Annotated in this window: 22 protein-coding genes, 1 tRNA gene and 4 pseudogenes; 10 read left to right on the plus strand and 17 right to left on the minus strand. The window is 74.1% G+C overall.

Annotation, left to right across the window (positions count from 1 at the left end; all coding sequences use genetic code 11):
• Nucleotides 1-65: 65 nt before the first annotated feature.
• Complete coding sequence (locus ACFW6P_RS00935) at nt 66-908, minus strand: DUF4097 family beta strand repeat-containing protein (RefSeq protein WP_386353780.1); 843 nt, start codon at nt 906-908, stop codon at nt 66-68.
• 203 nt (nt 909-1,111) lie between these two features.
• Between ACFW6P_RS00935 and ACFW6P_RS00940 the strand changes: the two genes are divergently transcribed.
• Nucleotides 1,112-1,183, plus strand: a tRNA-Val gene (locus tag ACFW6P_RS00940).
• Between the two features lie 89 nt (nt 1,184-1,272).
• Here ACFW6P_RS00940 and ACFW6P_RS00945 read toward each other — a convergent pair.
• Both ACFW6P_RS00945 and ACFW6P_RS00950 read right to left on the minus strand, forming a co-directional pair.
• Nucleotides 1,273-1,428, minus strand: coding sequence for a hypothetical protein (locus tag ACFW6P_RS00945; RefSeq protein WP_386353959.1), 156 nt, complete (start codon nt 1,426-1,428; stop codon nt 1,273-1,275).
• 192 nt (nt 1,429-1,620) lie between these two features.
• Nucleotides 1,621-1,852, minus strand: a pseudogene (locus ACFW6P_RS00950) (hypothetical protein); the annotation flags it as partial.
• A 7-nt stretch (nt 1,853-1,859) separates the two neighbouring features.
• Between ACFW6P_RS00950 and ACFW6P_RS00955 the strand changes: the two are divergent.
• The gene (locus ACFW6P_RS00955) at nt 1,860-2,138 is read left to right on the plus strand and encodes a DUF2277 domain-containing protein (RefSeq protein WP_386422509.1); all 279 of its coding nucleotides are present in this window, start codon (nt 1,860-1,862) and stop codon (nt 2,136-2,138) included.
• A gap of 52 nt (nt 2,139-2,190) precedes the next feature.
• Here the strand turns inward: ACFW6P_RS00955 and ACFW6P_RS00960 are convergent, their stop codons facing one another.
• From ACFW6P_RS00960 to ACFW6P_RS00975, 4 genes are all read right to left on the minus strand, one after another.
• Nucleotides 2,191-3,480: a phosphatase PAP2 family protein gene (locus ACFW6P_RS00960; protein ID WP_386422608.1), complete on the minus strand. Its 1,290-nt coding sequence runs from the start codon at nt 3,478-3,480 to the stop codon at nt 2,191-2,193.
• A 133-nt stretch (nt 3,481-3,613) separates the two neighbouring features.
• The gene (locus tag ACFW6P_RS00965; RefSeq protein WP_386422512.1) at nt 3,614-4,210 is read right to left on the minus strand and encodes a DedA family protein; all 597 of its coding nucleotides are present in this window, start codon (nt 4,208-4,210) and stop codon (nt 3,614-3,616) included.
• A gap of 289 nt (nt 4,211-4,499) precedes the next feature.
• The gene (locus ACFW6P_RS00970; RefSeq protein WP_386353786.1) at nt 4,500-6,140 is read right to left on the minus strand and encodes an alkaline phosphatase D family protein; all 1,641 of its coding nucleotides are present in this window, start codon (nt 6,138-6,140) and stop codon (nt 4,500-4,502) included.
• Between the two features lie 80 nt (nt 6,141-6,220).
• The gene (locus ACFW6P_RS00975) at nt 6,221-6,865 is read right to left on the minus strand and encodes an HNH endonuclease family protein (RefSeq protein WP_386353788.1); all 645 of its coding nucleotides are present in this window, start codon (nt 6,863-6,865) and stop codon (nt 6,221-6,223) included.
• 391 nt (nt 6,866-7,256) lie between these two features.
• Between ACFW6P_RS00975 and ACFW6P_RS00980 the strand changes: the two genes are divergently transcribed.
• Both ACFW6P_RS00980 and ACFW6P_RS00985 read left to right on the plus strand, forming a co-directional pair.
• A complete protein-coding gene (locus tag ACFW6P_RS00980) occupies nt 7,257-7,838 on the plus strand; it encodes a TMEM165/GDT1 family protein (RefSeq protein ID WP_386353790.1) in 582 nt (193 codons plus the stop codon).
• A 219-nt stretch (nt 7,839-8,057) separates the two neighbouring features.
• Nucleotides 8,058-8,500: pseudogene (locus ACFW6P_RS00985) on the plus strand (HAD family hydrolase); the annotation flags it as partial.
• 6 nt (nt 8,501-8,506) lie between these two features.
• Here the strand turns inward: ACFW6P_RS00985 and cpt are convergent.
• A pseudogene (gene cpt, locus ACFW6P_RS00990) lies at nt 8,507-8,998 on the minus strand (chloramphenicol phosphotransferase CPT); the annotation flags it as partial.
• A gap of 40 nt (nt 8,999-9,038) precedes the next feature.
• Nucleotides 9,039-10,634 (minus strand): peptidoglycan-binding protein, encoded by a 1,596-nt coding sequence (locus ACFW6P_RS00995; RefSeq protein WP_386422514.1) that lies wholly within the window; start codon nt 10,632-10,634, stop codon nt 9,039-9,041.
• A gap of 159 nt (nt 10,635-10,793) precedes the next feature.
• Here ACFW6P_RS00995 and ACFW6P_RS01000 point away from each other — a divergent pair, with 159 nt between their 5' ends.
• Nucleotides 10,794-12,863, plus strand: a complete 2,070-nt coding sequence (locus ACFW6P_RS01000) for a DHA2 family efflux MFS transporter permease subunit (RefSeq protein WP_386353794.1) — start codon at nt 10,794-10,796, stop codon at nt 12,861-12,863.
• Nucleotides 12,864-12,870: 7 nt separating this feature from the next.
• On the opposite strand, the pseudogene ACFW6P_RS01005 reads toward ACFW6P_RS01000, so the two are convergent.
• A pseudogene (locus tag ACFW6P_RS01005) lies at nt 12,871-13,356 on the minus strand (GNAT family N-acetyltransferase); the annotation flags it as partial.
• A 151-nt stretch (nt 13,357-13,507) separates the two neighbouring features.
• On the opposite strand from ACFW6P_RS01005, the gene ACFW6P_RS01010 reads away from it, so the two are divergent.
• Both ACFW6P_RS01010 and ACFW6P_RS01015 read left to right on the plus strand, forming a co-directional pair.
• Nucleotides 13,508-14,206 (plus strand): hypothetical protein, encoded by a 699-nt coding sequence (locus tag ACFW6P_RS01010; protein WP_386422516.1) that lies wholly within the window; start codon nt 13,508-13,510, stop codon nt 14,204-14,206.
• A 4-nt stretch (nt 14,207-14,210) separates the two neighbouring features.
• The gene (locus ACFW6P_RS01015) at nt 14,211-14,921 is read left to right on the plus strand and encodes a hypothetical protein (RefSeq protein ID WP_386422518.1); all 711 of its coding nucleotides are present in this window, start codon (nt 14,211-14,213) and stop codon (nt 14,919-14,921) included.
• Between the two features lie 28 nt (nt 14,922-14,949).
• On the opposite strand, the gene ACFW6P_RS01020 is transcribed toward ACFW6P_RS01015, so the two are convergent.
• The gene (locus ACFW6P_RS01020) at nt 14,950-15,357 is read right to left on the minus strand and encodes a DUF1992 domain-containing protein (RefSeq protein ID WP_386353798.1); all 408 of its coding nucleotides are present in this window, start codon (nt 15,355-15,357) and stop codon (nt 14,950-14,952) included.
• A gap of 101 nt (nt 15,358-15,458) precedes the next feature.
• On the opposite strand from ACFW6P_RS01020, the gene ACFW6P_RS01025 reads away from it, so the two are divergent.
• Nucleotides 15,459-15,851, plus strand: a complete 393-nt coding sequence (locus ACFW6P_RS01025) for a hypothetical protein (protein WP_386422520.1) — start codon at nt 15,459-15,461, stop codon at nt 15,849-15,851.
• A 9-nt stretch (nt 15,852-15,860) separates the two neighbouring features.
• On the opposite strand, the gene ACFW6P_RS01030 is transcribed toward ACFW6P_RS01025, so the two are convergent.
• Nucleotides 15,861-16,529: an O-methyltransferase gene (locus ACFW6P_RS01030; protein ID WP_386353802.1), complete on the minus strand. Its 669-nt coding sequence runs from the start codon at nt 16,527-16,529 to the stop codon at nt 15,861-15,863.
• Nucleotides 16,530-16,950: 421 nt separating this feature from the next.
• Between ACFW6P_RS01030 and ACFW6P_RS01035 the strand changes: the two genes are divergently transcribed.
• The gene (locus ACFW6P_RS01035) at nt 16,951-18,948 is read left to right on the plus strand and encodes a bifunctional glycosyltransferase 87/phosphatase PAP2 family protein (RefSeq protein ID WP_386422523.1); all 1,998 of its coding nucleotides are present in this window, start codon (nt 16,951-16,953) and stop codon (nt 18,946-18,948) included.
• Here the strand turns inward: ACFW6P_RS01035 and ACFW6P_RS01040 are convergent.
• Together ACFW6P_RS01040 and ACFW6P_RS01045 are read right to left on the minus strand one after the other, a co-directional pair.
• The gene (locus tag ACFW6P_RS01040; protein WP_386353806.1) at nt 18,926-19,228 is read right to left on the minus strand and encodes an ATP-binding protein; all 303 of its coding nucleotides are present in this window, start codon (nt 19,226-19,228) and stop codon (nt 18,926-18,928) included. The two genes, ACFW6P_RS01035 and ACFW6P_RS01040, sit on opposite strands and share 23 nt — an antisense overlap.
• Before the next feature lie 125 nt (nt 19,229-19,353).
• A complete protein-coding gene (locus ACFW6P_RS01045; protein ID WP_386353808.1) occupies nt 19,354-20,346 on the minus strand; it encodes an aldo/keto reductase in 993 nt (330 codons plus the stop codon).
• Nucleotides 20,347-20,467: 121 nt separating this feature from the next.
• Between ACFW6P_RS01045 and ACFW6P_RS01050 the strand changes: the two genes are divergently transcribed.
• Nucleotides 20,468-21,097, plus strand: a complete 630-nt coding sequence (locus tag ACFW6P_RS01050; protein WP_386353809.1) for a TetR family transcriptional regulator — start codon at nt 20,468-20,470, stop codon at nt 21,095-21,097.
• Between the two features lie 309 nt (nt 21,098-21,406).
• On the opposite strand, the gene ACFW6P_RS01055 is transcribed toward ACFW6P_RS01050, so the two are convergent.
• The 3 genes from ACFW6P_RS01055 to ACFW6P_RS01065 are packed head-to-tail and all read right to left on the minus strand — an operon-like array spanning nt 21,407 to nt 25,079.
• Nucleotides 21,407-22,273 (minus strand): ECF transporter S component, encoded by an 867-nt coding sequence (locus ACFW6P_RS01055; RefSeq protein ID WP_386353811.1) that lies wholly within the window; start codon nt 22,271-22,273, stop codon nt 21,407-21,409.
• Entirely contained in the window at nt 22,270-24,027 is a 1,758-nt protein-coding gene (locus ACFW6P_RS01060; RefSeq protein ID WP_386353813.1) for an ABC transporter ATP-binding protein, read from the minus strand. The genes ACFW6P_RS01055 and ACFW6P_RS01060 overlap by 4 nt, the downstream gene beginning before the upstream one ends.
• Nucleotides 24,024-25,079: an energy-coupling factor transporter transmembrane component T gene (locus ACFW6P_RS01065; protein WP_386353955.1), complete on the minus strand. Its 1,056-nt coding sequence runs from the start codon at nt 25,077-25,079 to the stop codon at nt 24,024-24,026. The genes ACFW6P_RS01060 and ACFW6P_RS01065 overlap by 4 nt, the downstream gene beginning before the upstream one ends.
• Nucleotides 25,080-25,111 lie beyond the last annotated feature (32 nt).

The raw sequence follows: 25,111 nt of genomic DNA on the forward strand, positions 1-25,111 counted from the left end.
TCCCGTGCTGTGGTCCACCCTGCCCGGTGTCATTCTCCCACCTTGAGGACGAACACACGGGCCGGTCAGTTCACCGTTCGCACCGTGATTCCGCCGTCGCCGGTCCGGGCGGACACCACATGGGAGCTGCTCCCGTCGCGCGGCACGGACACGTCGACGCCGCCGTCACCCGTCTCGGTGGTCACGCGGTAGGCGGCGCGGGGCAGGGCGATGGTCACGGAGCCGTCGCCGCTGTGCGACTCCACGCGGTCGGGGACGGTGCCGAGTTCGAGGCGCACGGAGCCGTCGCCGGTGCGGGTGCGGACCTCGCGGGAGGAGACGTCGGCCCGGATGGAGCCGTCCCCGGTGCGCATCCGCAGGGGGCCGGTGGTGTCGGTGACGCGGATCGAGCCGTCCCCGGTGCGCAGTTCCACGGGAGCGGTGGTGTCGCTGACGCGGACGGAGCCGTCGCCGGTGCGGATGTGCAGCGGGTCGGTGAAGCCCCGGGCGCGGACGGAGCCGTCGTCGTCCTCGACCTTCACGGTGACGCCGCGGGGCACTTCGATGCGGTGCCTGGCCGAGCAGTCGGCGACCACCCCGGAGCACTCCAGCCGCAGCACCAGCCGGTCGTCCCGGAAGGACCAGGTGACCTCCGGGTCGGTGCCGACGACGACGGAGCCCTGGAACCAGCGCGTGACCTGGACCTTGCCCGCCGGGTTGCCGTCGGCGGCGACGATCTCCAGGGCCGAGTCGTCGGAGTCGACGGTCAGGGTGCGGCCCTCCAGGGCGAAGGACCGCTGCTCGGGGTCCTTGTCGTCCCCGGCGGAGGCCGTGCAGGCGCTGAGCCCGGCGACGAGCGCCGTGACGGCGCCGGTGACGGCGGCGGCGCGGCTGATGCGTGTGCGTGTGGTGCCTGTGGTGCGGGCCATGACGGTCTCCCCCTGGGCGGAACGGCGGGGCGCTCTCGGGCGCTCTACGACCGTAGGGAAACGGGGTCCGCGGGGGGATCCGGGCCACTGGCGGATCAAGGGTGGGGTTAACCCCCGGGGCGGACCACACGATACGGGTTTGCCGCACCGCGCCCCCGGCCATGTAGGCTGTCGACTCGTCCTGGGCGCATGACCCGGGAGCCGGGTGCGTAGCTCAGGGGTAGAGCGCCTGCCTTACAAGCAGGATGTCGGCGGTTCGAAACCGTCCGCGCCCACCGGAACCGGTCAGAGGCCCCCAGGAACATTCCCGGGGGCCTCTGACGTGCGGGGGCGCGGGGTGCCTGGAGCGGCCGGTCCCGGAGGTCTACGGGGCCTCCCCGGCGTCCTCCGGCGGGGCCTCGTGCGTGTACTTCAGCCGGGAGCGGGCCGTCACCCGCTCGGGGCCGGTCAGTTCGGACCAGTAGCGGTGCGTGCTGACGAAGACCGCCAGCTCGTGCTCCCGCTGCCGCGGCTCCTCCACCTCGGCCTGTCCGTCGGACGCGGTGCTGCGGCTGGCCGCGCCGCGAAGCGGCCCAGCGTTCGACCCAACCGGCACACACCACTGAGTGCCCCTGCCTCCACCGAGCGGCGACCGTGTCGTCGGTGAGGCTGCGCACCCGGACTCGCCCGCCCTCGTGCAGCGCGAGCAGCGGCGCGGCACCCCGCCTGCCGAGGCGCTCCAGCCGGGGGAGGCGGGGCGTTCCACCTTCCGCCAACCGCGGCGACGGCACGTGGTCGTCGCTGAAGCCGTCCAGCGGCTCCACCGACCAGGGGAGCCGCTTCAGCAGGGCCGACAGCTCGGCCCGGACCTGATGGAGTTCCTCCTGACCGCCGAGGAGGTCGGTGGCCGCCTGGAGGGGATCATGGCAGGGATCGCTGCGCCGCCGAGGCCGAAGGCGTGACACTGGGGGCATGTGCCGGAGTATCAGGACACTGCGTCCGCCCGTCCTTCCCGAAGAGGCCACGGAGGAGGACGTCCGCGCCGCCGCGTTGCAGTACGTGCGCAAGGTCTCGGGCTTCCGTGCCCCCGCCGCCCACAACCAGGAGGTGTTCGACCGCGCCGTGGAGGCCGTCGCCCAGGCCACGGCCGAGCTGCTCGACGGGCTGGAGGTCCGGGGGGCCGGGGCGCGGCGGGCGGGCCAGGGGCTCTCGCCGGACCCGCGCCGCCGCCCGGGGCGGACGGGAGGGTGACGGCAGCCCCCCAGCTTCCCCAGGGGGCGCGCAGCCGCCCCGCACCGGTGCCTCAGGCCGGTTCCGGCTGCGGCTGCGGCTGCCGGTGCGTGGCGGGTGCCGACGGCTGTTCCCACTGCTTGACGGTGCGCAGGTAGCCGTAGACCACAGAGCCCATCGCCAGCAGCAGCAGCGGGCCGTAGAGCCAGGGGTGGCCGGCCATCTCCGTCGGCAGGTGGCGGTAGGCCAGCAGGAGCGCGGCGAACACCGTCGTGCCGTGGGCGACCAGCCGGAGGCCCGGCCGGTCCCAGCCGTGGTCGGCCGCGCGCAGCGCGCCCTCGACCGTGAAGGTGAACACCACACCGGCCACGAGGTCGACGCCGTAGTGGTAGCCGAATCCGAGCGTCGCGGTGAGCGTGGCGATCAGCCAGAGCGTCCCGGCGAACCGCAGCGCGCGGGGACCCTTGCGGGAGTGGATGAAGATGGCGGTGGCCCACGCCGTGTGCAGGCTCGGCATGCAGTTGCGCGGGGTGACGTCGTCGAACGGGATCATCCGCGGGGCGGTGATGTGCGGCAGGGTGTGCGGCCACAGGTCGGCCACCGCCCACTGCCCGCCGCCGGCACCGTAGGCGAAGACGGGACCGACCACCGGGAAGATCATGTAGACGCCCGGCCCCAGGAGCCCGATCAGGAGGAACGTGCGCACGATGTGGTGGCGCGGGAAACGGCGTTCGGCCGCGACGTGACGCAGCTGGTGGAGGGCGACCACCACCGCGGCGACCGCGAGCTGGGCGTAGACCCAGTCCAGGGCGGTGGCGCCGACCGGGCCGGTGGCCTCCACGATCCGGCCCACCACCCACGACGGGTCGCCCAGGGCGCGGTCGGCCGCCGCCAGGTAGGGATCGAGTGTGCGCGGCCGGGTCTCGGAGGTCAGGAGCAGCCAGGTGTCGCCCGTCTTGCGGCCGGCGACCAGCAGCAGGCCCAGCCCGACGCCCTTGAGCAGCAGGAGGCGTTCCCGGCCGGTGCGGCGGGTGACGGCGACGACGGCGCAGCCCAGGATGACCCACAGGGCGCCGTTGCCGAAGGGGTGTCCCTCGCTCAGGTCGTCGCCGGCCGCCCAGCGCACCAGCAGGAGGAGCGCGTCGATGCCGAGCGCGGCGCCGGCGGCGACGAACCGCTCCCGCCGGCCGAGCACCACCATCGTCAGCGCCATGCCGGCGTACAGCAGGAACCCCGACTTGGGCGGGCGGACCACCTCGCGCGCCTGGTCGGTGATCGGTCCCGAGAAGCCGTAGTGGCGGGCGGCGATCTCCAGCGAGACGAGGAACCCCAGGGTCACCACGCCCGCCGCCGTCCACAGCAGCGTGCGGGGCCGGCCGGGTGCCGCGGCGGCGGGGCCGGTTCCGGTCCGCCCGGACAGGCGCGAGTCGTCGGGTATCACGTGTTCCGCCCCGGTGGGTCAGTGGTCAGGTCGATCATCGTGAGACGTCCCGGGCCTACGAGGTCCGCGGCTCGCGCCGCACCAGATACCCCGCCCCCGCCCCGGCCGCGAACAGCGCTCCCACCGACACGGCCGTCCCCAGCCAGCTCGCGCCCAGCCAGTGGGCGCCGAACCAGCCCAGCGCCACGCTGTACGTGGCCCAGGCCAGACCGGCCAGGGCCGACCACGGCAGGAAGTCCCGTGCGCTGCGGTGCGCGGCGCCCGCGCCGAAGGAGACGACCGAGCGGCCGGCCGGTGCGAACCGGGCGAGGACGACGAGCGCGCCGCCACCCCGGGCGAGGGCCGCGCCGAGACGTTCCTGCGCGAGGGTCAGCCGCCGGGAACGGGAGATCGCGCGGTCCAGCCGGGCCCCGCCGCGCCAGGCGAGACGGTAGGCGGCCAGGTCGCCGAGGACGGAGGCGCTGGCGGCGCACAGGGTCAGCACGAGGATGTCGGGCACATCGGTCGCCGTGCCCGCGGCGGCGGCCGTGGCCGCCGTGATCACCAGGACGCCGCTCGGCAGCACCGGCAGGAACACGTCGAGCAGGACGGACAGCGTCACCACCGCGTAGATCCATGGGCTGCCGACCAGCGACCCGACCTGCTCCAGCACCGCAACTCCCCACGCGCCCCCGTGGGCCAGACCGTGCCGCGACGTCGCGCGGGGAGCGGCAGGAGTGGCCGATGACAGCGATAGAGCGTACGCCCCGGAGTGTGACCCGCGGTTCACGGGGGGCTCGTACGTTCGGTGCGGACTGTTCACCCAACAGGCGGTTGCAGGTCAATGTGTGGCGACCGTTACCCCACCGGCCACAGGGCGGCGCCGGCCGCGGCCGCACGTGGAAGCGCTCTCACGCCGCCCCTTCGGGCTCGACAGAGTGCCCGAATCCACCCGTGGGCGGTTACGGGGCGAGCTCCGAGTCCAGGAGCCTCCTCAAGCGCGGACCGGTCCCCTCCTCCGGCTCGGCGTGCTCCAGCCGCAGCCGGGCCGAACGGCCGCGCAGGGTCAGCGTCATCAGCTGGTTGCCGAACCAGGGCCCGCCCGTCCTGCGCCAGCCGACGGGCGGCTTCGGGAGCCGGCCGTGCCGGGCGAGGAGGCGGCCGATGCCGCGCGAGACCCCGCTCCAGCCGGCGCGGAAGGCCAGCCGCATCGACAGCGGGACGGAGTTGTGGACCGGGGAGCAGACGAGCTGCACCACGCGGGCGTCGGGCTGCGGCCGGGACGACCACGAGGGCTCGGCGATGTAGGCGTGGTGCACGTCGCCGGACAGCACGCACACCGTCGCAGGGGCGTCCGGCCCCGAGCCCGCCTCGGCGAGCAGTTCCGCCAGGTCCGCGAAGGACCCGGGGAACGCCGACCAGTGCTCCAGGTCGGCGGCCCGCCGCAGTTTCTCCCCCCACCGGGCCCAGCGCTCGCCCCGTTCGCCCCCGCACAGCGCCGCGTTCCAGCTCTCGGCGTCGTGCACCAGATGCGGCAGCAGCCAGGGCAGCGAGGTGCCGACGAGCAGGTGGTCGTAGCCCTCGGCGCGGTCCCGTACCTGTGCGCGCAGCCAGGCCTCCTCGCCCGCGTCGAGCATCGCCCGGTCCTGCTCGTCGAGCACGCGGGCCGCCCTGCTGTCCACCATCAGCAGCCGTACGCGTCCGAAGTCGCGCCGGTAGCTCCAGCGGACCGTGGTGGGGTCGGCGTCGGCCCGGGCGGCGAAGGCTCGCAGCACGTCGGTGCCGTCGGGGCTCTTGCGGACCTGCTCGTAGACGGGGTCGGCGGCGAGTTCGCCCGGGGACAGGTTCCCCAGGTGCTGGTGGACCCAGTACGACATCAGGCCGCTCAGCAGTCGTTCCTGCCACCAGCCGGTGGCGCGCATGTCGGCGAGCCAGGAGGCGGAGGTGTTCCAGTCGTCGATGACGTCGTGGTCGTCGAAGATCATGCAGCTGGGCACCGTGGACAGCAGCCAGCGGATGCGCGGGTCGAGCCAGGACTCGTAGTAGAGGTGCGTGTATTCCTCGTAGTCGGCGACCCCGCTGCCCGGCGGTTCCTTCAGGTCACGGCGGGACGCCAGCCAGCGCTGCGTGCCGTCGGAGGTCTCGTCGGCGTAGACCTGGTCGCCGAGCAGGAGCAGGACGTCGGGCCGCTCGCCCTCGGGGTCGGCCGCCATGCGGGTGGCGAGCGCGTCCAGGGCGTCGGGGCCGGCGGGGTCGTGCCCGCCCGCGGGCGGCGAGGCCCAGCGGCAGGAGCCGAAGGCGACGTGCAGGCCGTCGTCCGGGCCCGGGGCGTGGATCGCCGAGGGAGGGAAGGGCGAGCCGGGCAGCGGCCACACCCGCGTGCCGTCCAGGAGCACCTCGTACGTCGTGGTCGTCCCGGCCGTGAGGCCGGTGACCGGGACGAGCGCGTAGTGGTGCCCCGCGATCCGGAACGTCGCGGCCGTGCCGCCCGAGCCGTCGGCGCAGCGCACCTCGGCGGTGCACGGACGGCTCGTCTCGACCCAGACGGTCGCGGACGAGCCGTCGGTGTACCTCAGCAGTGGCCCGAGGCGCAGTGCGGCCATGGTGTTCCCCTCTCCGTCGCCCCGTACGGTACGGAACGACGGAGGCCGGCGGGGAGCACCCGACACGAAAGCCTCGCGGGTCAGCAGCTCGCGAGGTGGTTCGTCAGCGCCGACTTCTCGGCCGAGTCGACCGAGAGGCCGTAGTAGTACTTCACCTGGACCCAGGCGCGGACGTAGGTGCAGCGGTACGCCGTCCGGGAGGGCATCCAGGTGGCCGGGTCCTGGTCGCCCTTGGCCTGGTTGACGTTGTCGGTGACCGCGAGGAGCTGCGGGCGGGTCAGGTCGTTGGCGAAGGACTGGCGGCGGGACGTCGTCCAGGAGTCGGCCCCGGAGTCCCAGGCCTCGGCCAGCGGCACCAGGTGGTCGATGTCGACGTCGGAGGCGGCGGACCAGGTGGCGCCGTCGTAGGGGGAGTACCAGCTGCCGCTGGTGGCGGCGCAGGAGGAGTCCTGCCGGACGTTGGTGCCGTCGCGCTTGAGGACGACCTCGCGGGTGTTGCAGGTGCCGGACTGGGTGATCCAGTGCGGGAAGAGGTCGCGGCTGTAGCCGGTGCGGTCCTCGGTGGCCACCGTGAGCGTGGCGAGGTAGGAGCGGGCCGTGGAGGCGCTCACCGGGGTGGGCAGCGCCGCGGAGGCGGTCGGGGCGTTGAAGAGGGCCACGGAGGATATGAGGGCCGTGGCGGCGGCGGCCACGCTCAGCCGTCGACGCGCGTAGAACCTGGGCATGCGAACTCCCTGGGGAGAGGGGGTGTTGGCGTACGAGCGAGGGGAATGCTCGCGGTGCCGTGTTGCGCACAGGTGTGCGCCCGGTGAGAAGGTAATGACGCGTGCATGACATAACAAGGTTCGCGCGTGAACTTTTCGTACTCGGCGTGTCGCGTACCATGGACGGCGCAGAAGGGGAGTAGCTCTTCGCCGGACCGTCGACATACTGCTCAGCCCGCCTGAGCCGGCGCCCGGAGGCAGGTCCTTCGCACGGACCCGCCAGCGAGACCTTCGGCAAGCAGTGCACGCCCGTGCCCCACGGCACGGGCGACCGAGTGCGCTGCCGTGCCGAGGTGTCTGTCGCGAAGGCTCAGCGCTCTCGGCGGGGCAGCCCCGACCGATTGAGGAATCCTTGATCAGCCTGACCGTGACGGCCGTCGCCTTCGGTGTCGTCTTCCTCGCCGAGCTGCCCGACAAGACCGCCCTGGCCGGCCTCGTCCTCGGCACCCGCTACCGCGCCTCCTACGTCTTCGTCGGGGTCGCCGCCGCGTTCGCCCTGCACGTCGCGCTCGCCGTCGCGGCCGGCAGCGTGCTGACGCTGCTGCCGCAGCGGATCGTGAGCGCGCTGACCGGCGTGCTGTTCCTGGGCGGGGCCGCGATGCTGCTGCTGAAGAAGGACGAGGACGACGAGGAGATCCGCAAGCCGGAGAACCAGTCCTTCTGGAAGGTCTCGGGCGCGGGCTTCATGCTCATCCTGGTCGCCGAGTTCGGCGACCTCACCCAGATCATGACCGCCAACCTGGCCGCCCGCTACGACGACCCCCTCTCCGTCGGCCTGGGCGCGGTGCTGGCGCTGTGGACGGTGGCCGGGCTCGGCATCGTCGGCGGAAAGGCGCTGATGAAGAAGGTGCCGCTGCGGCTGATCACGAAGATCGCGGCGACGGTCATGCTGGGGCTCGGCGTGTGGAGCCTGTGGGAGGCCGTGACGGGATGAGGCGGGTGCCGCCGGGCGGTGTGCGCCGAACGGCGGGTGAACGTCCGCCGGGCCCCTGGCGCGAAGGCGGTCTTGTTTTGTATCTTGGGGAAACAAAGTGGCCTCCGCCCGTTTTCCCTGACCGGCGGGCGGGGCCGCCTTGTCCCTTCCGGGGGCGGGACGGACGCGATCCGTCCGCCCCTCGCCCGCGCTGGACCGCCCCGAGCCTTGGAGCTGGCGATGACGGCCACCGCCGTGCTCACCGCCCGCGCCCTCCTGCTGGACATGGACGGCACCCTCGTCAACTCCGACGCCTCCGTCGAGCGCGTCTGGCGGCGCTGGGCCGAGCGGCACGGGCTGGACGGCGACGAGGTCATGAAGGTCGTCCACGGGCGGCAGGGCTACGCCTCCATGGCGCTGCTGCTGCCCGGCCGGCCCATGGAGCAGAACCACGCCGACAACGCCCGGATGCTCGCCGAGGAGACGGCCGACACCGAGGGCGTCGTCGCGATCCCCGGCGCGCGTGAGTTCCTGGCCTCGCTGCGCGGGCTGCCGTACGCGCTCGTGACCTCAGCCGACGTGCCGCTGTCCACGGCGCGGATGGCGGCGGCCGGTCTGGAACAGCCCGAGGTGCGCTGCGCATCACCGCGGAGTCCGTCGGCGCGAGCAAGCCCGACCCGGATGTGTGTGCACTCCAGTGACTCCGTACGGGTGGTGTCGACCTCCACGTCGTAGCCCACGCCCTCGTGCACCGTCCGCGCCTGTGAGGCCGCCATGCCCCGGGTGCGGTCTCCCCGGGCGATCTCCCGCCCGGCGGCGACCTCGCCGTCGCACCGGACGCCGATCCACAGCACGCCGAGCCCGGCCAGGGCCCGCTGCCGGCGCTGCCGGGACGCCGGGCCGCAGAGGAAGACGTCGTCGACGACGATCCGGGCACCGGCGCGGGCCATGGCGGCGATGCCCGCCGTCCAGGCGGCCTCCAGCGCCCGGAACTCGGCGCCCACGCTCACCCCGCCGTCGGGCCCGAACGTGATCCCGTCCTCCGCGTCACGCATCCTCGCGGGCAGCGCCTCGACGAACGAGTCGACGCCGAAGGCCCGCCACGGACCGGGCAGCACCGCCTGCAGGCAGCGCACGATGCCCGACTTGCCCGAGCCGGAACCGCCGTTGAGCACGATCACCCGAGTCGTCACGGGTGGCACCGTAGGACGGCGGGGCCGGTCACGGCTCCTGGGTTTCCGACTCCAGCTTCGCCCTGGTCTCCCCGCCGTAGACGCCGAGTTCGTCGTTCTGGACGCCCCGGGCCCACTGGTAGGTGCGGACGGCGTCCTGGAGGCCGCTGTCGAAGGTGCCGTCGGCGTCCTCGTCGTAGAAATACGACTGCCGCAGCCGGAGCTGGAGTTCGGTGACCTCCGGGCCGCGGTCGCCGAGGCGCAGGACGATCGGGCCGTTCTGCGCGGAGTCGCCCGCGCGCCGCTGCCCGGGCGCGGTCGCCGTGGCGGACGCCGACGCCGACGGGGTGGCCGTCCGCCCCGTGCTCGGCGAGGCGCTCGACGCGGACGGCGACGGCGAGGCCGACGGGCTGCCGCTGTCCGAGGGCGACGGGGACGGTGAGGCGCTGACCGACGCGGAGGCCGACGGGCTGTCCTCCGGAGCGGTGGACGCCGCGCTGCTCGACGGGGCGTCCGGCACGCTCGCGCGGATGTCGTCCGGCAGCGCGGTCTCCCTCGACGGGCTCTCGTAGGCGAGCAGGCCGCTCGCGTACCCGGCGACCGCGACGGCCGCGGCGCAGGCGCCTGCGGCGGCGACGAGGACCGCGCGGCGCCGCCGCCCCGGCCGCGGCCCGCCGTCCTCGCCGGGCTCCGGTTCCGGCCCGCCCGGCTCCCCGCGCGCGTCGTCGAACAGACCCGGGTCGGTGACGCCGGGCTCGGAGGTGCCGGGGACCAGCGGCGTCGGCAGGGGGCTGGTGCCCGGGGCTGTGGCCGGTGGCACGACCGTGCCCTGTGCGGTCACGGGCGGCAGGGCGGTGGTGTCTCCGCTGGTGACCCGCAGCGCCGCGGTCGCTTCGGGGTCGGCCGGGGACGGGGGCAGGGGCAGGGTGGCGTCGGTGGGGGAGGGCCCCCGGGCGGCTCCTTCGCGGGGCCGGGTGTGCGTGGGGATGACGGGCGGGGAGCCGTCTAAGGCCTTCGGGTGGTCCGGGTGCGGGGTGTCCCGGGCCGGCCGGGCGGGGTGCCCGGTCTGCGGCGGGGCGGCGGGGGCCGGGTGGTCCTCGTGCGGCGCGGTCTCCGCCGGGCGGCCCAGGCGCTCGGCACGCGGTGTCTCCGCAGCCGGCGGGCGGCCAGGGTGCTCGGCACGCGGTGCCTGCGGGGAAGGCGTCGAGGGGTGCTGCGGGGAAGGCGTCGAGGGGTGCTGCGGGGAAGGCGTCGAGGGGTGCCGCGGGGAAGGCGTCGAAGGGTGCTGCGGGGAAGGCGTCGAAGGGTGCCGCGGGGAAGGCGTCGAAGGGTGCTGCGCGGAAGGGCCCGACCCCTCCACGTCGGCCTCGGACGACACGGAAGCGGACGCCGGCGGCCCACTCGGCTCCTGCCCGGAGCGCACCGCGTCCCCGTCCGTCTCCTGCCCGGCGGGCCTCGCGGACGCGTCGATCTCCACATACGGCCTGATCCGCAGCGGGTCGAAGTCCTCCGCCGCTGCCACCTGGGCGGTACGGGCGTCGCGGAGGGCCTCCGCGACGCGGTGGGCGCAGGCGCAGGCGGGGGAGTTGTCGCGCCGTCTGGGTGTGCCGCACTCCGGGCACGGGTGACCGTTCCGCGGTTCCACGCTTTCCTCCCCGCCCTCGCGAACTCCAGAGATTATCCAGATCTTCTCCACGGTGCGGCGGGCGTGCCCCCGGAAATGAGCACATCCAAAAGGACCCGGCGGGCCATACCGCGCCACACCGGTCACGATGGAAAGGTCACAGGACCCACGGGAGGTCTCATGACCGGGGACGCGCACGCCACGAAACCCGCAGCCGCCCCAGCCCGCGAACAGATGCCCGGGAACGTCCGGGCCTCCCTCGGCGCCCTGCTGATCGGCCTGCTGCTCGCGGCCCTCCACCAGACCATCGTGTCCACCGCGCTGCCCACGATCGCCGGCGAACTCGGCGGCCTGGCCCACCTGTCCTGGGTCGTCATCGCCTACCTGCTGGCCGCGACGGCCACCACCCCGCTGTGGGGCGGACTCGGCGAACGGTACGGGCGCAAGCGGCTGTTCCTGACGGCGCTCGTGGTCTTCCTGGCCGGTTCCGCACTGTGCGGCGCCGCGCAGGACACGGCCCGGCTGATCGCCTTCCGTGCACTGCAGGGGATCGGCGGCGGCGGGCTGCTCGTGCTGTCGATGGCGCTGGTCGGCGATCTGGTGGCCCCCCGCGAACGCGGGCGCTACCAGGGGCTGTTCGGCGCCGTCTTCGGCGCCACCAATGTGCTCGGACCGCTGATCGGCGGGCTGTTCACCCAGTACGCGGACTGGCGTGGGGTGTTCTACGTCAACCTGCCCGTCGGCGTCGTCGCGTTCGTCGTGGTCGCCGCCGTCCTGCGCGTCCCGCGAGGGGAGAGGCGCCCTGCCCTCGACTGCCCCGGCATGTTCCTCGTCGCCGCCGTCGCCACCTGCCTGCTGCTCGTCGTCTCGCTCGGCGGGACGACCTGGGGCTGGGGCTCCCCGCAGATCGCCGGTCTCGCCGTCCTGGGCGCCGTCCTCGCCGTCGCCTTCGTGGCCGTGGAGCGGCGGGCCGGCGAACCGGTCCTGCCACTGCCGCTCTTCCGGGTCCGCGCCTTCGCGCTCGTCTCCGTGATCAGCTTCGTCGTCGGGTTCGCCATGCTCGGCACGATGACGTACCTGCCGACCTTCCTCCAGGTCGTGAAGGGCATCAGCCCGACCATGTCCGGGGTGCACGTCATGCCGTTGGTGTGGGGGATCCTGCTGGCCTCGATCGCCTCCGGGTGGACCATCGCCCGGACCGGGCGCTGGAAGGTGTTCCCGGTCCTCGGCACCGGGGCCACCGCGCTCGGGCTGCTCCTGCTCCACCGGGTCGACGAGACCAGCTCCACCATCGAGCTGAGCGGGTTCTTCTTCGTCTTCGGGCTCGGGCTCGGGCTGGTGATACACGTCCTCGTGCCCGTCGTGCAGAACGCCGTCCCGTACGCCGACCTGGGCGTCGCCACCGCCGGCGCGACCTTCTTCCGGCCCGTCGGCGCCTCGTTCGGCGTCGCCGTCTTCGGCACGCTCTTCACGAGCCGGCTCGGTGAGCAGCTCGCCGACGCCTTCCGCGGCACGCGGCTCCCGCCCGGCGCCTCCGTGGACGCGCTGCGCACCGACCCGCTCGGCGTCGCCGCCCTGCCGCCCGACCTGCGCCCACCGGCCCTGCACGCCTACGCCACGGTCATCACGGACGTCTTCCTGTACGCGGCCCCCGTCGTCCTCCTCGGTTTCGCGCTCTCCTGGTTCCTGAAGGAGGACCGGCTGCGGCGCTCGGTCACCGTGCCCGACGCCACGGAGACACTGGCCGGCAATCCCGTCGAGCGGTCCTCCCGCGACGAGGTGTGCCGCGCCCTGTCGCTGCTCGGCACCCGCGCAGGGCGCCACGGGATCCACCGGGAGACCACCGCCCGCGCGGGCTACGACCTGCTGCCCGCCGCGAGCTGGCTGCTGCTGCGCATCCGCAGGTACGGGGCGGTGGAGCCGGGCCTGCTGGCCGCGCGCGTGCCGGTGCCGCTGCCCGTGGTCATGGAGGCCGTCCGCCAGGTCGAGGAGCGGCGGCTCGCCGTGCGGGACGGCGTCGACCTGATCCTCACGGTCGAGGGGCAGGAGGTGGCGGCGCGGCTGGCGCGGACCCGCGAGGAGTCCCTCGCGGCACTCCTCGGCGACTGGTGGGGCCCCGGCCGGCCGCACGACCTGGAGCAGCTCGTGCGGGAGCTGAACGACGAGCTGTGCGGATCGCGGCGCGAGCGGCCCCGTGGGGAGCGGCCGGCGGGCCAGGCGGAGGAACGGGTGCCGGGACGGTCGGCCTGAGTCGGGCCAGGTGCTTGCTGAACCAGTGCTCGGCGTACGGCTCGTCGTGGTGCGGCGCGGTCTCCTCGTAGCCGAGGCGGGCGTAGAGGGCGCGGGCCCGGACCAGGTCGCTGCGGGTGTCGAGGACGATCCGGCCCGCGCCGAGCGCGCGGGCGGCGTCCTCGGCGGCCCGGACGAGCAGCGCGGCACCGCCCCTGCCGCGCAGCGGCTCGTGCAGGAACACCCGCTTGAGCTCGGCGGTCCTGTCGTCCAGGAGCCGTACCCCTGCGGTGCCGGCCGGCTCGCCGTCGTACCGGGCGACGAGCAACCGCCCGCGCGGAGGGGCGAGTTCGGCACCGGGCTGAGCGGCGATCTCCCGCTCCAGCTCGTCCGGGCCGGTCCTGCGCCCCTCGTGCAGCAGGTACCAGCGGTCGCTGACCTCCGTGCGGTAGGCCCGCCAGAGCGCTGCGGCGACGGGGGAGTCGTACGGTTCCGGGGCCACGGTCCAGCTCATGTGGCGCATTCTGCTCGGCCGCCCCACGGGCCCCGCAAGCCGATCGTCCCGGGGCCGCCCGCGCGCCGTTTGGCGGCGGACTTTGCGGCAACCCGACGGAAGAACCGGCTCGTCAGGAGAGCCGGTTGGGCCGAGAACCCGGAAGGCATCCATGTCCACTGGCCTGATCATTGCCCTGATCGTGATCGCGGCGGTCGTCGTCATCGCAGCCGCCATGACTCTGCGTGCCCGCGGGACTCGGCGCGGCCCGAGTCTGAAGCGGCGCTTCGGACCCGAGTACGAGCGGGCCGTCGCCCGGCACGACGGTGACACCAAGGCCGCCGAGCGTGAGCTGACCGAGCGCGTCGAGCGCCACGGGGACCTGCGCGTACGATCCCTGGAACCGGCGCAGCGCGAGCAGTACGAGGCGCGCTGGACGGCGGCGCAGGAGCGGTTCGTCGACTCCCCGCGCGACGCCGTCACCGAGGCGGACCGGCTGATCGCCGAGGTGGCCGCCGTCCGGGGCTTCCCGGACGGCGGTCAGTACGAGGAGCAGCTCGCCGCGCTGTCCGTGCACCACGCCCACCACGTGGACGGCTACCGGCGCCTGCACCGCGCCGCCCACCTGCGCGCGGAGGACGCGCGTGACGGCGGGCAGGGCACGGAGGACATGCGCGAGGCCATGGTGGCGGCCCGCGCCCTGTTCGAGGAACTGCTGCGACCGGCCCGCCACGACGGCACGGGCCACACCGGGGCCCGGCACGAGGACGGACGCCACCGTGCCGAGCCGAACGGGGGCAGCAAGGCCTCCGGCACCCGCGGCGGACACCTGCCGTGGGCGATGAACCGACGCCAGGCCAAGGAGAGTTGAGGCAATGCCCGACATCAGCCGACAGCCGAACGACACCGTGCCGGGCACCCCGGACACCGGCGGCGAGAGCGCCCTGCGCACGGGCCGCGGCGTCACACCCGGCGCCGGGGCGGGCACCGGCACCCACGGCACGACCACCCCCGGCACCGGCACCGGCGCCCACGGGTCGGACTGCTACGGCGCCGACCCCTACGGCACCGGCACCCCCGCCACGGCCACCGGGACCCCCGCTGCGGGTACCGCCACCCCCGCCACGGCCACCGGCACCCCCGCCACCGCCACCCCCGCCACGGCCACCGGGACCCCCGCCCCCGCCACCGGCACCCCCGCCACCAGCACCCCCGGCACGGGCACCGGCCTCCCCGGCGGGGAGGGGACCCCCGGCCCCGGCTCCGGCACCGCAGGCGCCGACGGGAACCGCCCCCACCTCTTCCCGCACGACGAGACCGACAAGCTCGGAGCGCAACTGCACCACGCCGTCGCCGTGTTCGTCGACGGGCCCCGGGCCGCCGTCGAGGAGGCCGACCACGTACTCGAGGAGATCGCGGCCCGTTTCACCGAGGCCGTGGCGCAGCGCCGCCGCGCCCTGCGCCACTCCTGGCAGTCGGTCCAGTCCGACGGTGGGGGCAAGCCCGTGTCGTCCGCCGAAACCGAGCAGCTCCGGCTGGCCCTGAAGGACTACCGGGAGCTGGCGGAACGACTCATGCACGTGTGACGCGGGTGAACCGGACACGGCGTCCGGTTCAACGGTCCGCCCGGCGCTCCCGCCACCGACGCACGACGTCCTCGACGTCGTAGGGCTTCCTGCCGAGCGGGGGGCCGGGCGGCGGCTTGAACATCATGTCGCGGATCTTCGCGTTGACCTCGTCGATGATCTTCCGCACGATCCGCTCGGAGGGTGCCGCGAGCGCGGCTTCCAGCGCGTCCTCCGCCTCCTTGCGCAGCGCCAGCGCCGGCGGCAGCAGGGAGAAGCCCTCACGGGCCAACTTCCGCTTGACCCACCACAGATCGTCGTAGGTGCTCTCGACCTCACGCGGGAGCGGCTGCCCCGCCCCCGGCAACCGTTCGAACTCGCCGCGCCGTTCCGCGTCACGGATCTGTTTGTCGACGAACGACTCGAAGTCGACGCCGGGTGGCTTTCGCTCGGTCATGAGGCCATTGTGCCGGACACGACTCAACTGTGCGTTCTATCATTCGGCGGGCTTGCCGACCCATCGGGCAGGCCCACCGGGACGTCTCAGAAGGAGCGCACGTGTTCGAACTCACCATGGCCGCCGTGTCCGCGGCGGAGGCGGGCGCCACGGCCGGCATGCTCATGGCCGACGCACCCAGCGAGCCGGGCGCCGCGCTGCGGGTGGGCCGCGACCGGTCCGTGTGCCGGCTCACCACGCCGGACGACTGGCTGTTCGTCTCCCGCGTCCACCTGGAGTTCCTGTGCGGACCCGACGGCACCTGGCAGGTCAGCTGGCTGCGCGGCTCCCAGCCGGACCCGTCCTCCGAGGTCCGTCTGACGATCGGCGAGCACACGCGGTCCCTGGCCTACGGCGGCACCGTCCCGCTGCCCCGGGGCGGCAACGGCGAACTCGTCATCCAGGACCGCACCGCCCCGCGCAGCGTCAACGTGGGGTTCTTCCACGAGGTGTGACGGCCGGGCTCACAGCACCCGCGCCAGCGCGAACCCGTCGTAGCCCTTCATCCCGACCGTCTGGATCGCCGTCCCGCTCAGCCTCGGATGCGCGGCGATCAGTTCGATCGCGGCGCGGGTGCCCGTCACGTCCGGCGCGGTGCTGTCCGCGTCGACGACCCGGCCGCCGCGCGCGACGTTGTCGACGATGATCAGGCTGCCCGTGCTGGTGAGCTTCAGGGCCCATTCGACGTAGTGCGGGTTGTTGACCTTGTCGGCGTCGATGAAGACCAGGTCGAAGGGGGGCGGGTTCTCGTCGGCCAGCCGGGGCAGCAGCTCCAGGGCCGGCCCGACCCGGACCTCGACGAGTCGGTCCAGGCCGGCCCGGGCGATGTTGCGCACGGCGACCTCCGCGTGCACCGGGTCGCACTCCAGCGAGACCAGCCGCCCGTCGGCGGGCAGCGCGCGGCCCAGCCAGATGGTGCTGTAGCCGCCGAGGGTGCCGATCTCCAGGATGTGCCGGGCGCCCTGGATCTGGGCGATGAGCTGCAGGAGCTTGCCCTGGTTGCCCGCGACGCCGAGGTGCGGGAGCCCGGCGGCGTCGCTGTCGCGCAGCGCCGCCGCGAGGACCTCGTCGTCCGGGGCGAGGTGAGCGGTGAAGTAGGCGTCGACCTCGTCCCAGACGTGCGACTCGCTCATACGCCTCTCCCTTTCATCAGCTTCATCCGCATAGTTAGCATCTCTAAGTACTGGCGCTGCTGACGGTAGCCGGTGCGCGGGCACGCTGTCAGGGTGCGTCATCCGCGTGTCGGCCCGCCGTCGAGGGTGGGCCGGGCGGCGGGCGACCCGCCGGCGCCACCCGGCGCCCCGCCGTGAAACCGCCGATCACGGCCGCGGCCGTCAGGCAGTGCGCGGACGTCGGCACGTCTCCGGTCATCCGGACGCTTCTCCTGTGCTTCTGGGGCGGACGCCGGTCGCTCCGGGGTGTCCGGCGGCGCTTTTCCGCAGGAGTCGCAAGAATCCGCAGAGAACTCCCACATCCGGAACATGTGGGAGGAACGGTGCGGGAGGCCGAACGAGCGTGGCGGATGCGGAACACGGCGGACGACCGGCAGAAGCCATGGGAGCGACAGCCCTCGGCGGGACCCGGGCCCGCCTGCGCCTGGCCTGCGCCGGCCTGTGGCTGCTCGCGGCGGCCCTCGCCGCCCGGCAGGCGGCCGTGGTCCTCGGCGGCCCGCGCGGAAGGCGCCCGACGGACCCCGAGTCCTGGGCCTGGCCGAACGGCGTCCTGCACGTGAACGGCTCGCTCTACGGCTCCAGCCGCTTCACCGGCAGCCCCTTCCACGGCCTCGTCCTCAAGCCCCTCACCCGGGCGGCCGAACAGGCCCTCGGCTGGGGCTGGACCTTCGGCACCCTGCTCCTGGTGGTGGCCCTCGGCCTGATCGCCGCCCGCGCCCTGCCCCGGCCGGTCGGCCGCCGCACGGACCTGCTGGCGGCCCCGGTCGCCGTCAGCCTGCTCATGCTGTCCCTGCCGGTCCGCAACGCCCTGTGGCTCGGCCAGGGCAGTGTCATCCCGGTCCTGCTCGTCCTGCTGGGCTGCTTCGTCACCCGGGGCCCACGCACCGGCGGCACGCTCGTCGGTATCGCCGCCGCGCTCCAGCCGACCCTGCTGCTCTTCACGCCGCTGCTGTGGCTCACCGGCCGCAGAACCACCGCCCTGTCCGCCGCCGGCACCTTCGCCGCCTGCACCGCGCTCGCCTGGGCGGCGATGCCCGCCGACTCCCACCGCTACTGGGCCCACCACCTGGCCGGCGCGGGCCTCGGCGGCCGGGCCGACGACCTCGGCAACCACTCCCTGCACGGTGCCCTGCTGCGGCTCGGCCTCAGCGGCCCCGTCGAGATCGCGCTGTTCCTGACGCTCGGCGCGGCCGTCGCCGTCCTCGCCCTGCGCCGAGCCGTGCGCTACGTCCGCGACGGGCAGCTGCTGCTCGGTGTCGCCGTCACCGGCTGCGCCGCGATCGTCGTCTCGCCCACGGCCTGGCAGCACCAGCTGCTGTGGGTGCTGCTCACGGTCGTCGGCCGGGCCGGCACGCGCGCCTCGGACCGCTACGTCTGGCCGGTCACGGTCGTGCTGGTCATGACCCTGCCGACCAGGGCGCTGATGCCCTACGTCGCGTCGCTGGAACCGCTGCGCACGAATCTCGTGCTGCTGGCCGCCCTCGCCGCCGCCACCGCCGTCCCGTTCCTGCCCCGGACCTCGCCGTACCACCGCTCGCCGCGGCCGACCGCCTACGCGCCCGCCGCCCCGTCGCGCCTCCGGCGCGTCCCGCACCTGCGCCGGGCCCTCAACCGGCCCAACCTCCTGCTCGAGATGCTGCTCCTGCGCGTGACCTACGCGGCCTACTCCCGGGTCCGGCTGGCCGCGACGGGCGGCAGCAACTCGGCCGGCCGGGCGCGGGCCGAGGAGCACGGCATGCAGATCTACGACCTGGAGCGGGCCCTGCGCATCGACATCGAGCACTGGGCCAACCGCACCGTCGTCGGCATCGGCCGGCTGAGGAGCTTCCTCGACTTCTACTACACGTCGCTCCACTTCGCCGTCCCGCTGACGGTCCTCGCCCTCCTCTACTGGCGCCGCCCCGGCGACTACCGCTGGGCCCGCGCCGCCCTCGGCTTCACCACCCTGCTCGCCCTGATCGGCTTCTGGCTCTACCCGCTCGCCCCGCCGCGCCTGATGCCCACGCTCGGCTTCATCGACACCGTCCACGGCGTCCAGGACTTCTCCCGGCCGGACTACGGCACGCTCACCCACCTGACCAACCAGTACGCGGCGATGCCGTCCCTGCACTTCGGCTGGTCGCTGTGGTGCGGGGTCGTGATCGCGGTGCTGGCGTCCCGGTGGTGGATCAAGGCCCTGGGCCTGACACACCCGCTGCTCACCGCGTGCTCGATCGTCGCGACGGGCAACCACTGGGTGCTGGACGCGGCCGGGGGAGCGGTGGTCCTGGGGCTCGGGTTCGGGGTGACGTATCTGCTGTCCGGGCCCCGGACGTCCGTCGGCGCGGTGGCCGAGCCGGCCGCGGCCCCCGCCCGGGTCACGCAGTCCCCCTGGCCGTGACGCACTCGAACCACACGGTCTTCCCGCCCTCCGACCCCAGGCACACGCCCCACTTGTGGTCCGTCGCGTCGAGCAGGAGCAGCCCCCGGCCGGTCCCGGAGTCCGAGGTCAACGAGTCCGGAGTGCGGGGCAGTTCGTCGCTGCCGTCCCGGACCTCCACCCGGACGCCGGTGCGCTGCCGCAGCAACAGCAGGGCGCAGCGCCGGCCGGGGACGCGCCGTACGACGTTGGCGAGCAGTTCCGTCAGGCCAGGCTCCACGGCGTCCGACAGCTCGCGCATGCCCCACTCGCCCAGGAAGGAGCGGACGATACGGCGGATGTGCCGGGGGCGTGCGAGCCGGCCGTGAGGCGCGTCGAGTACTGGGCGGGAATCGCCCGGGACCGCCGAACTCGCGGTACGGGCTTTCAGTCGGTGCGGAAGGCGGCCATCATCGAGGCCGGGTAGCGGCCGCCTGCGGAGCCCTGGGGGAGGACCTCCCGGATACGGGCCAGGTCCGCCTCGGTGAGTTCTACGTCGGTGGCGCCGACGTTCTCCTCCAGACGTGTGGCGCTGCGGGTGCCCGGGATCGGGACGACGTCCTCGCCCTGGGCGAGCAGCCATGCCAGGGCGAGCTGGGCGGGGGTGATGCCCTTGGTGGCGGCCAGCTTTCGGAGCTGCTCGGCGGCGTTCAGGTTGTAGGCGTAGTTCTCGCCCTGCCAGCGCTCGTCCCAGCGGCGCATGTCGTCCTCGGGGTACTCGTCGGCGGGCTTGACCACACCGGAGAGGAAGCCGCGGCCGAGCGGCGAGTACGGCACCAGGCCGATGCCCAACTCCCGCAGGACCGGCAGGATCTCGTCCTCTACCTCGCGTTCGAAGATCGAGTACTCGTACTGAAGGGCTGTGACCGGGGTGACGGCGTGGGCGCGGCGGATGTACTGCGGGCCGACGTTACTCAGGCCGAAGTACTGCACTTTGCCTTCGGTGATCAGGTCACCGACAGTGCCGGCGACCTCCTCGGCCGGTACGTCGGGGTCGGAGATGTGCTGGTAGAAGAGGTCGATGCGGTCGGTCTGGAGGTAGCGCAGACTGTTTTCGGCGACCTCGCGGATGTTCTCCGGGCGGCTGTTGACGCCGCTCCCCAACGTCTTGCTGGTCATGTCGAAGCCGAACTTGGTGGCCAGGACGACCTCGTCGCGGAAGTCGTTGACTGCGTTGCCGAGCAGCGTCTCGTTGCTGCCGGTGCCGTGGCCGTACAGCTCGGCGGTGTCGAAGAAGTCGACTCCGAGTTCGTGGGCGCGGTGGATGGTGGCGATGCCGTCCTCGTCGTTCGAGGGGCCGTAGGCCAGGGACATCCCCATCACGCCCAGTCCGAGCGCGGAGACGCGCAGTCCCTGCTGTCCCAGGGTGCGGTGCTGCATGAGATCACTCCTCGTGTCATGTCGGCACTCCCTGCCGACCAAACCGAACTGTTCGGTCTGACCCTACGCCTGTCCGGAGTGCCGTGCAAAACCGAACGGTTCGGTCGCCTATCCTGGGCTCATGCCTCGTTCCACCAGCCCTGGCCGGACCCCGGACGCCGCCACCTCGAGCGAGTCCACCGACTCCACGCGCCAGCGGATCGTCGCCGCGGCCAAGGAGGAGTTCGCCCGGCACGGGATCGCTGGCGCCCGCGTGGACCGCATCGCCAAGCAGGCCAGGACCAGCAAGGAACGTGTCTACGCCTACTTCCGCAGCAAGGAGGCCCTTTACGCGCACGTCGCCGAACGCGAGACGACCGCGCTCGTCGAGGCGACTCAGCTGGATCCGGCCGACCTGCCCGGTTATGCCGGCATCCTCTTCGACCACTTCGCGGCTCGTCCGGACCACTACCGCCTGATCGCGTGGGGCCGCCTGGAACTGGCCGAGTCCGCAGACGATACCACCAGCCCCCTCCAGGCCACGATCGCCGGCAAGCTCGACAAACTCCGCGACGCTCAGCGCATCGGGCTGCTCGACCCGGCCTGGGACCCGGTCGACGTCCTCGCTCTGATCAACCAGATCGCCATGACCTGGGCAGGTCAGCCCGAAATCGCCGCCGCTGCCGCAGACCAGGCCGTGGACCCCTCTGTCGCCGCCCGTCGCGCCGCACTGGTGACCGCCGTCGAGCGCATGTTCCCCCGTCCGCACTGAGACCCACGCCCAAACCGTTTGGTTTGACGCATGCCTCCGGGTGCGTGCGTCGAAGATGACCTGGTGGACGAACGCGCGGTCCGCTGGCGCGGGAGTGAGACGTCGAGCCCGCGGCCGGCCAGACGGTCGGTGACGGCGGTGGCCGTCCGGATGGCGGTAGCAGCCCTCGTCCACGGCTGTGCCAGCCAGGAGTTCGGCGACACTCGACAGACGCGCCGCCCCGGGGTCAACCCCCGAAGGACTTCCGGAGCCGACCACTGAGCGGGGCCGCACACGCCGGGCGGATACGCCGCTGACCGGGGTCTGTCCCTACGGCCCCGCTTCGTACGTGGCCCCCGTCACGTGGGCAGCCTCACCCCGGGGCGCCTCGAACGTGACCGGCGCCTCGAAGGCCGCCCGGCGCGTGGCCCGGCGCAGTGCCCTGAGGACGGCGGGCCCCAGGGCTGCCGTGAGGACGACCGTGACGGCCGCCCGGCCCAGGTCCCAGCCGAGCGAGGTGGCCAGGCAGTACGCGAGGAAACGGGCCAGGTTCGTGGTGAGGTCCGCGTGCGGGTCGAAGGCGACGCTGGAGGCGAGGGCGCTCATGAAGGGCCAGCCGGCCATGTTCATGATCGTGCCGTAGGCGAAGGCGGCGAGGAAGCCGTAGGCGGCGAGCAGTGCGAGTTCCGCCCGGCCGCGCAGCCGGTCCGGGCCGGGGAGCAGGCCCGCGCCCATCGCGAACCAGCCCATCGCCAGCATCTGGAACGGCAGCCAGGGCCCCACCCCGCCCGTGAGCAGCGCCGACGCGAACATCGTCACCGCGCCCAGGACGAAGCCGAAGCCGGGGCCGAGGACGCGCCCGCTCAGCACCATCAGGAAGAACATCGGCTCGATCCCGGCCGTGCCGGCCCCGATCGGCCGCAGCGCCGCACCCGTCGCGGCCAGCACGCCGAGCATCGCGACCGCCTTCGGGCCCAGCCCGGACTCCGAGATCGCCGCGCCCACGACCGCCACGAGCAGCACCAGCAGGCCCGCGAACAGCCAGGGCGCGTCCTGCGCGTGCGCGCTCAGCCCGGAGTCGGGCGGCGCGAGGAAGGGCCAGCCGAAAGCGGCGACCCCGACGGCACTGACCAGGAGCAGGGCGGCGAGGGAACGGGGACCGAGGCGAACGGCGCGGGCCTGCTTCCGGGCGTTCACGAGCCGTCCCCGGTGGCAAGGGCCGCGCGGACCTGGGACACCGTGAGCCAGTGCTGCGGGGCCAGGATCTTGGTGACCTGCGGCGCGAACGACGGCGAGGAGACCACGACCTCCGCCGTCGGGCCGTCCGCGATCACCTCGCCCTCCGCGAGCAGCACCACCCGGTGGGCGAGCTCGGCCGCCAGCTCCACGTCGTGCGTGGCCAGCACGATGGCGTGCCCCTCGGCGGCCAGCGCGCGCAGCACCGCGACCAGCCGGGCCTTGGCCGCGTAGTCCAGGCCCCGGGTGGGCTCGTCCAGCAGGAGCAGCGGGGGCCGGGCGGTCAGGACCAGGGCCAGGGCGAGTGCGAGGCGCTGCCCCTCGGAGAGGTCCCGCGGATGGGTGCCGTCCGTGACGCCCGGGAGCAGCTCGGAGACCAGGGCCCGGCAGGTGCCCGGGTGCGCGCCCGCGTCCTGGTCGGCCGCCGCGCACTCGGCGGCGACGGTGTCGGCGTAGAGCAGGTCGCGCGGCTCCTGGGGGACCAGGCCGACCCTGCGGACGAGGTCCTTGGGGGCCGTGCGGTGCGGGGTGGCGTCGCCGAGCTCCACCGTTCCCGCGGTGGGGGTCACCAGGCCGACCAGGGAGCCCAGCAGCGTGGACTTGCCCGCGCCGTTGCGGCCCATGAGCGCGATCGTCTCGCCGGGGGTGATGGTGAGGTCGACGTGGCGCAGGGCCTGGATGCGGGCGCGGGTGACGGAGAGGGCTCGCACTTCGGCCGTGAACGGGGTGGCGGGGGTCGACGGCGTGGTGCGGGCGCGGCGGAACCAGGGGCGGCGGGCGGGTGCGCCTGTGGGGGCGGGGTGTGCGGATCGTTCGGGGGTGGCCGTGGTGCGTGGCTGGTCGCGCCCACGCGGTGGCTGCGGTCGCGGATCGACCGCGGTTCCGCGCCCTTGCGGGGCGTCCTCCAGCCGGCGGCGCAGGTCCGCCGCCCGGCGCCTGGCGTCGCGGACCGTCAGAGGAAGCGGGGACCAGCCCGCCAGGCGGCCCAGGTCCACCACCGGCGGGTACACCGGGGAGACGGCCATCACCTCGGCCGGGGGCCCGGGCACCGGGGGCGCGCCCGGGGCGGGCAGGAGGACGACCTGGTCGGCGTACTGGATGACGCGTTCCAGGCGGTGCTCGGCCAGGAGGACCGTCGTGCCGAGGTCGTGCACGAGCCGCTGCAGCACCGCCAGCACCTCCTCGGCCGCGGCCGGATCGAGTGCGGAGGTCGGCTCGTCCAGGACGAGGACGGCCGGGTGCGGGGTGAGGACCGAGCCGATCGCCACACGCTGCCGCTGGCCGCCGGAGAGGGTGGCGATGGGCCGCCGGCGCAGATCCGCGAGGCCCAGCAGGTCGAGGGTCTCCTCGACGCGGCGGCGCATCACGTCCGGGGCGAGGCCCAGCGACTCCATGCCGTAGGCGAGTTCGTCCTCGACGGTGTCCGTGACGAAGTGGGACAGCGGGTCCTGGCCGACCGTGCCCACGACGTCGGCGAGTTCGCGCGGCTTGTGCGTCCGGGTGTCGCGCCCGGCCACCGTGACCCGGCCGCGCAGGGTGCCGCCGGTGAAGTGCGGCACGAGCCCGCTGACCGCGCCCAGGACGGTCGACTTGCCGACGCCGGACGGGCCCGCCAGCAGGACCAGTTCGCCCTCGGGCACCTCGAAGTCGACGCCCCGCACGGTGGGTTCGGCGGCCCCGTCGTACGTGACGGAGACCTCCTCGAAGCGGATCACGACGGCTCCTCGGTGTCGGGGGCGACGAACGCGGGCAGCAGGCCGAGCAGCACGGCCGCCGCCGGCCAGAGGGGGAGAGCGGGGGCGACCAGGGGGACCACGCCCGGGTGCAGGGCCGCGGGGTCGCTCGCCGCGGCCAGGGTAAGGAGCGCCGCCACCGCCACGCCGGAGGCCACGACCAGCCAGGCGCGCGGCTCCCAGCGGTCCGGGCGGTAGCGGGTGCGCAGGGACCGGCGCCCGCCGAGCCGGAGCCCCGCGAGGGCGGCCGCCAGGCCGAGGAGCAGTACGGGCAGGCCGTAGTCGGCGCCTTCGGCGGTGAGCAGCCCGTACGTCCCCGCGCAGACGCCGAGCAGACCGCCGAGGGTGAGGGCGGCGGTGGTGCGGCGTACCGGGCCGGGGACGCGCGCGGTACGGCCGTAGCCCCGGGCGTCCATCGCGGCGGCGAGGGAGACGGACCGTTCCAGGGCGCCCTCCAGGACCGGCAGGCCCACGTGCAGCAGGCCGCGGACGCCCCGGTCGGGGCGGCCCCGCAGCCGGCGGGCGGCCCGCAGGCGCCGGACGTCGGCGATGAGGTGCGGGGCGAAGGTGAGCGCGACGACCACGGCCACCCCCATCTCGTACAGCGCGCCCGGAAGGGACTTGAGGAGGCGGGAGGGGTTGGCGAGGGCGTTCGCGGCGCCGACGCAGATGAGGAGCGCGGCCAGTTTCAGGCCGTCGTACAGGGCGAAGACGAGGGCCTCCGCGGTGACCGCGCCGCCGAGGCGGATGCCCTGGGCCCAGGCGGGGAGGTCGGCCTCCGGGAGGGTGACCAGGGTGTGCGTGCCGGGGATCGGGGAGCCGAGCACCGTCGCGAAGAGGAGGCGGACGAGCAGCACGGCCAGCGCGAGCTTGACGAAGGCGCCGTAGGAGCGGGACCAGGGGGCCGCGGGGCGGCAGGCGGCCACGACGTAGGCGGAGACCGCGATCAGCAGGGCGAGGAGCAGGGGGTTGGTGGTGCGGGTGGCCGCGGTGCCGAGGGCGAGGGACCAGAGCCACCAGGCGCCGGGGTGCACAGGCGCCCGGTGCGGGAGCCGGGGGCGGGCGG

The organism is Streptomyces sp. NPDC058741, assembly GCF_042746715.1.
In the GTDB taxonomy this organism is placed as follows: domain Bacteria; phylum Actinomycetota; class Actinomycetes; order Streptomycetales; family Streptomycetaceae; genus Streptomyces.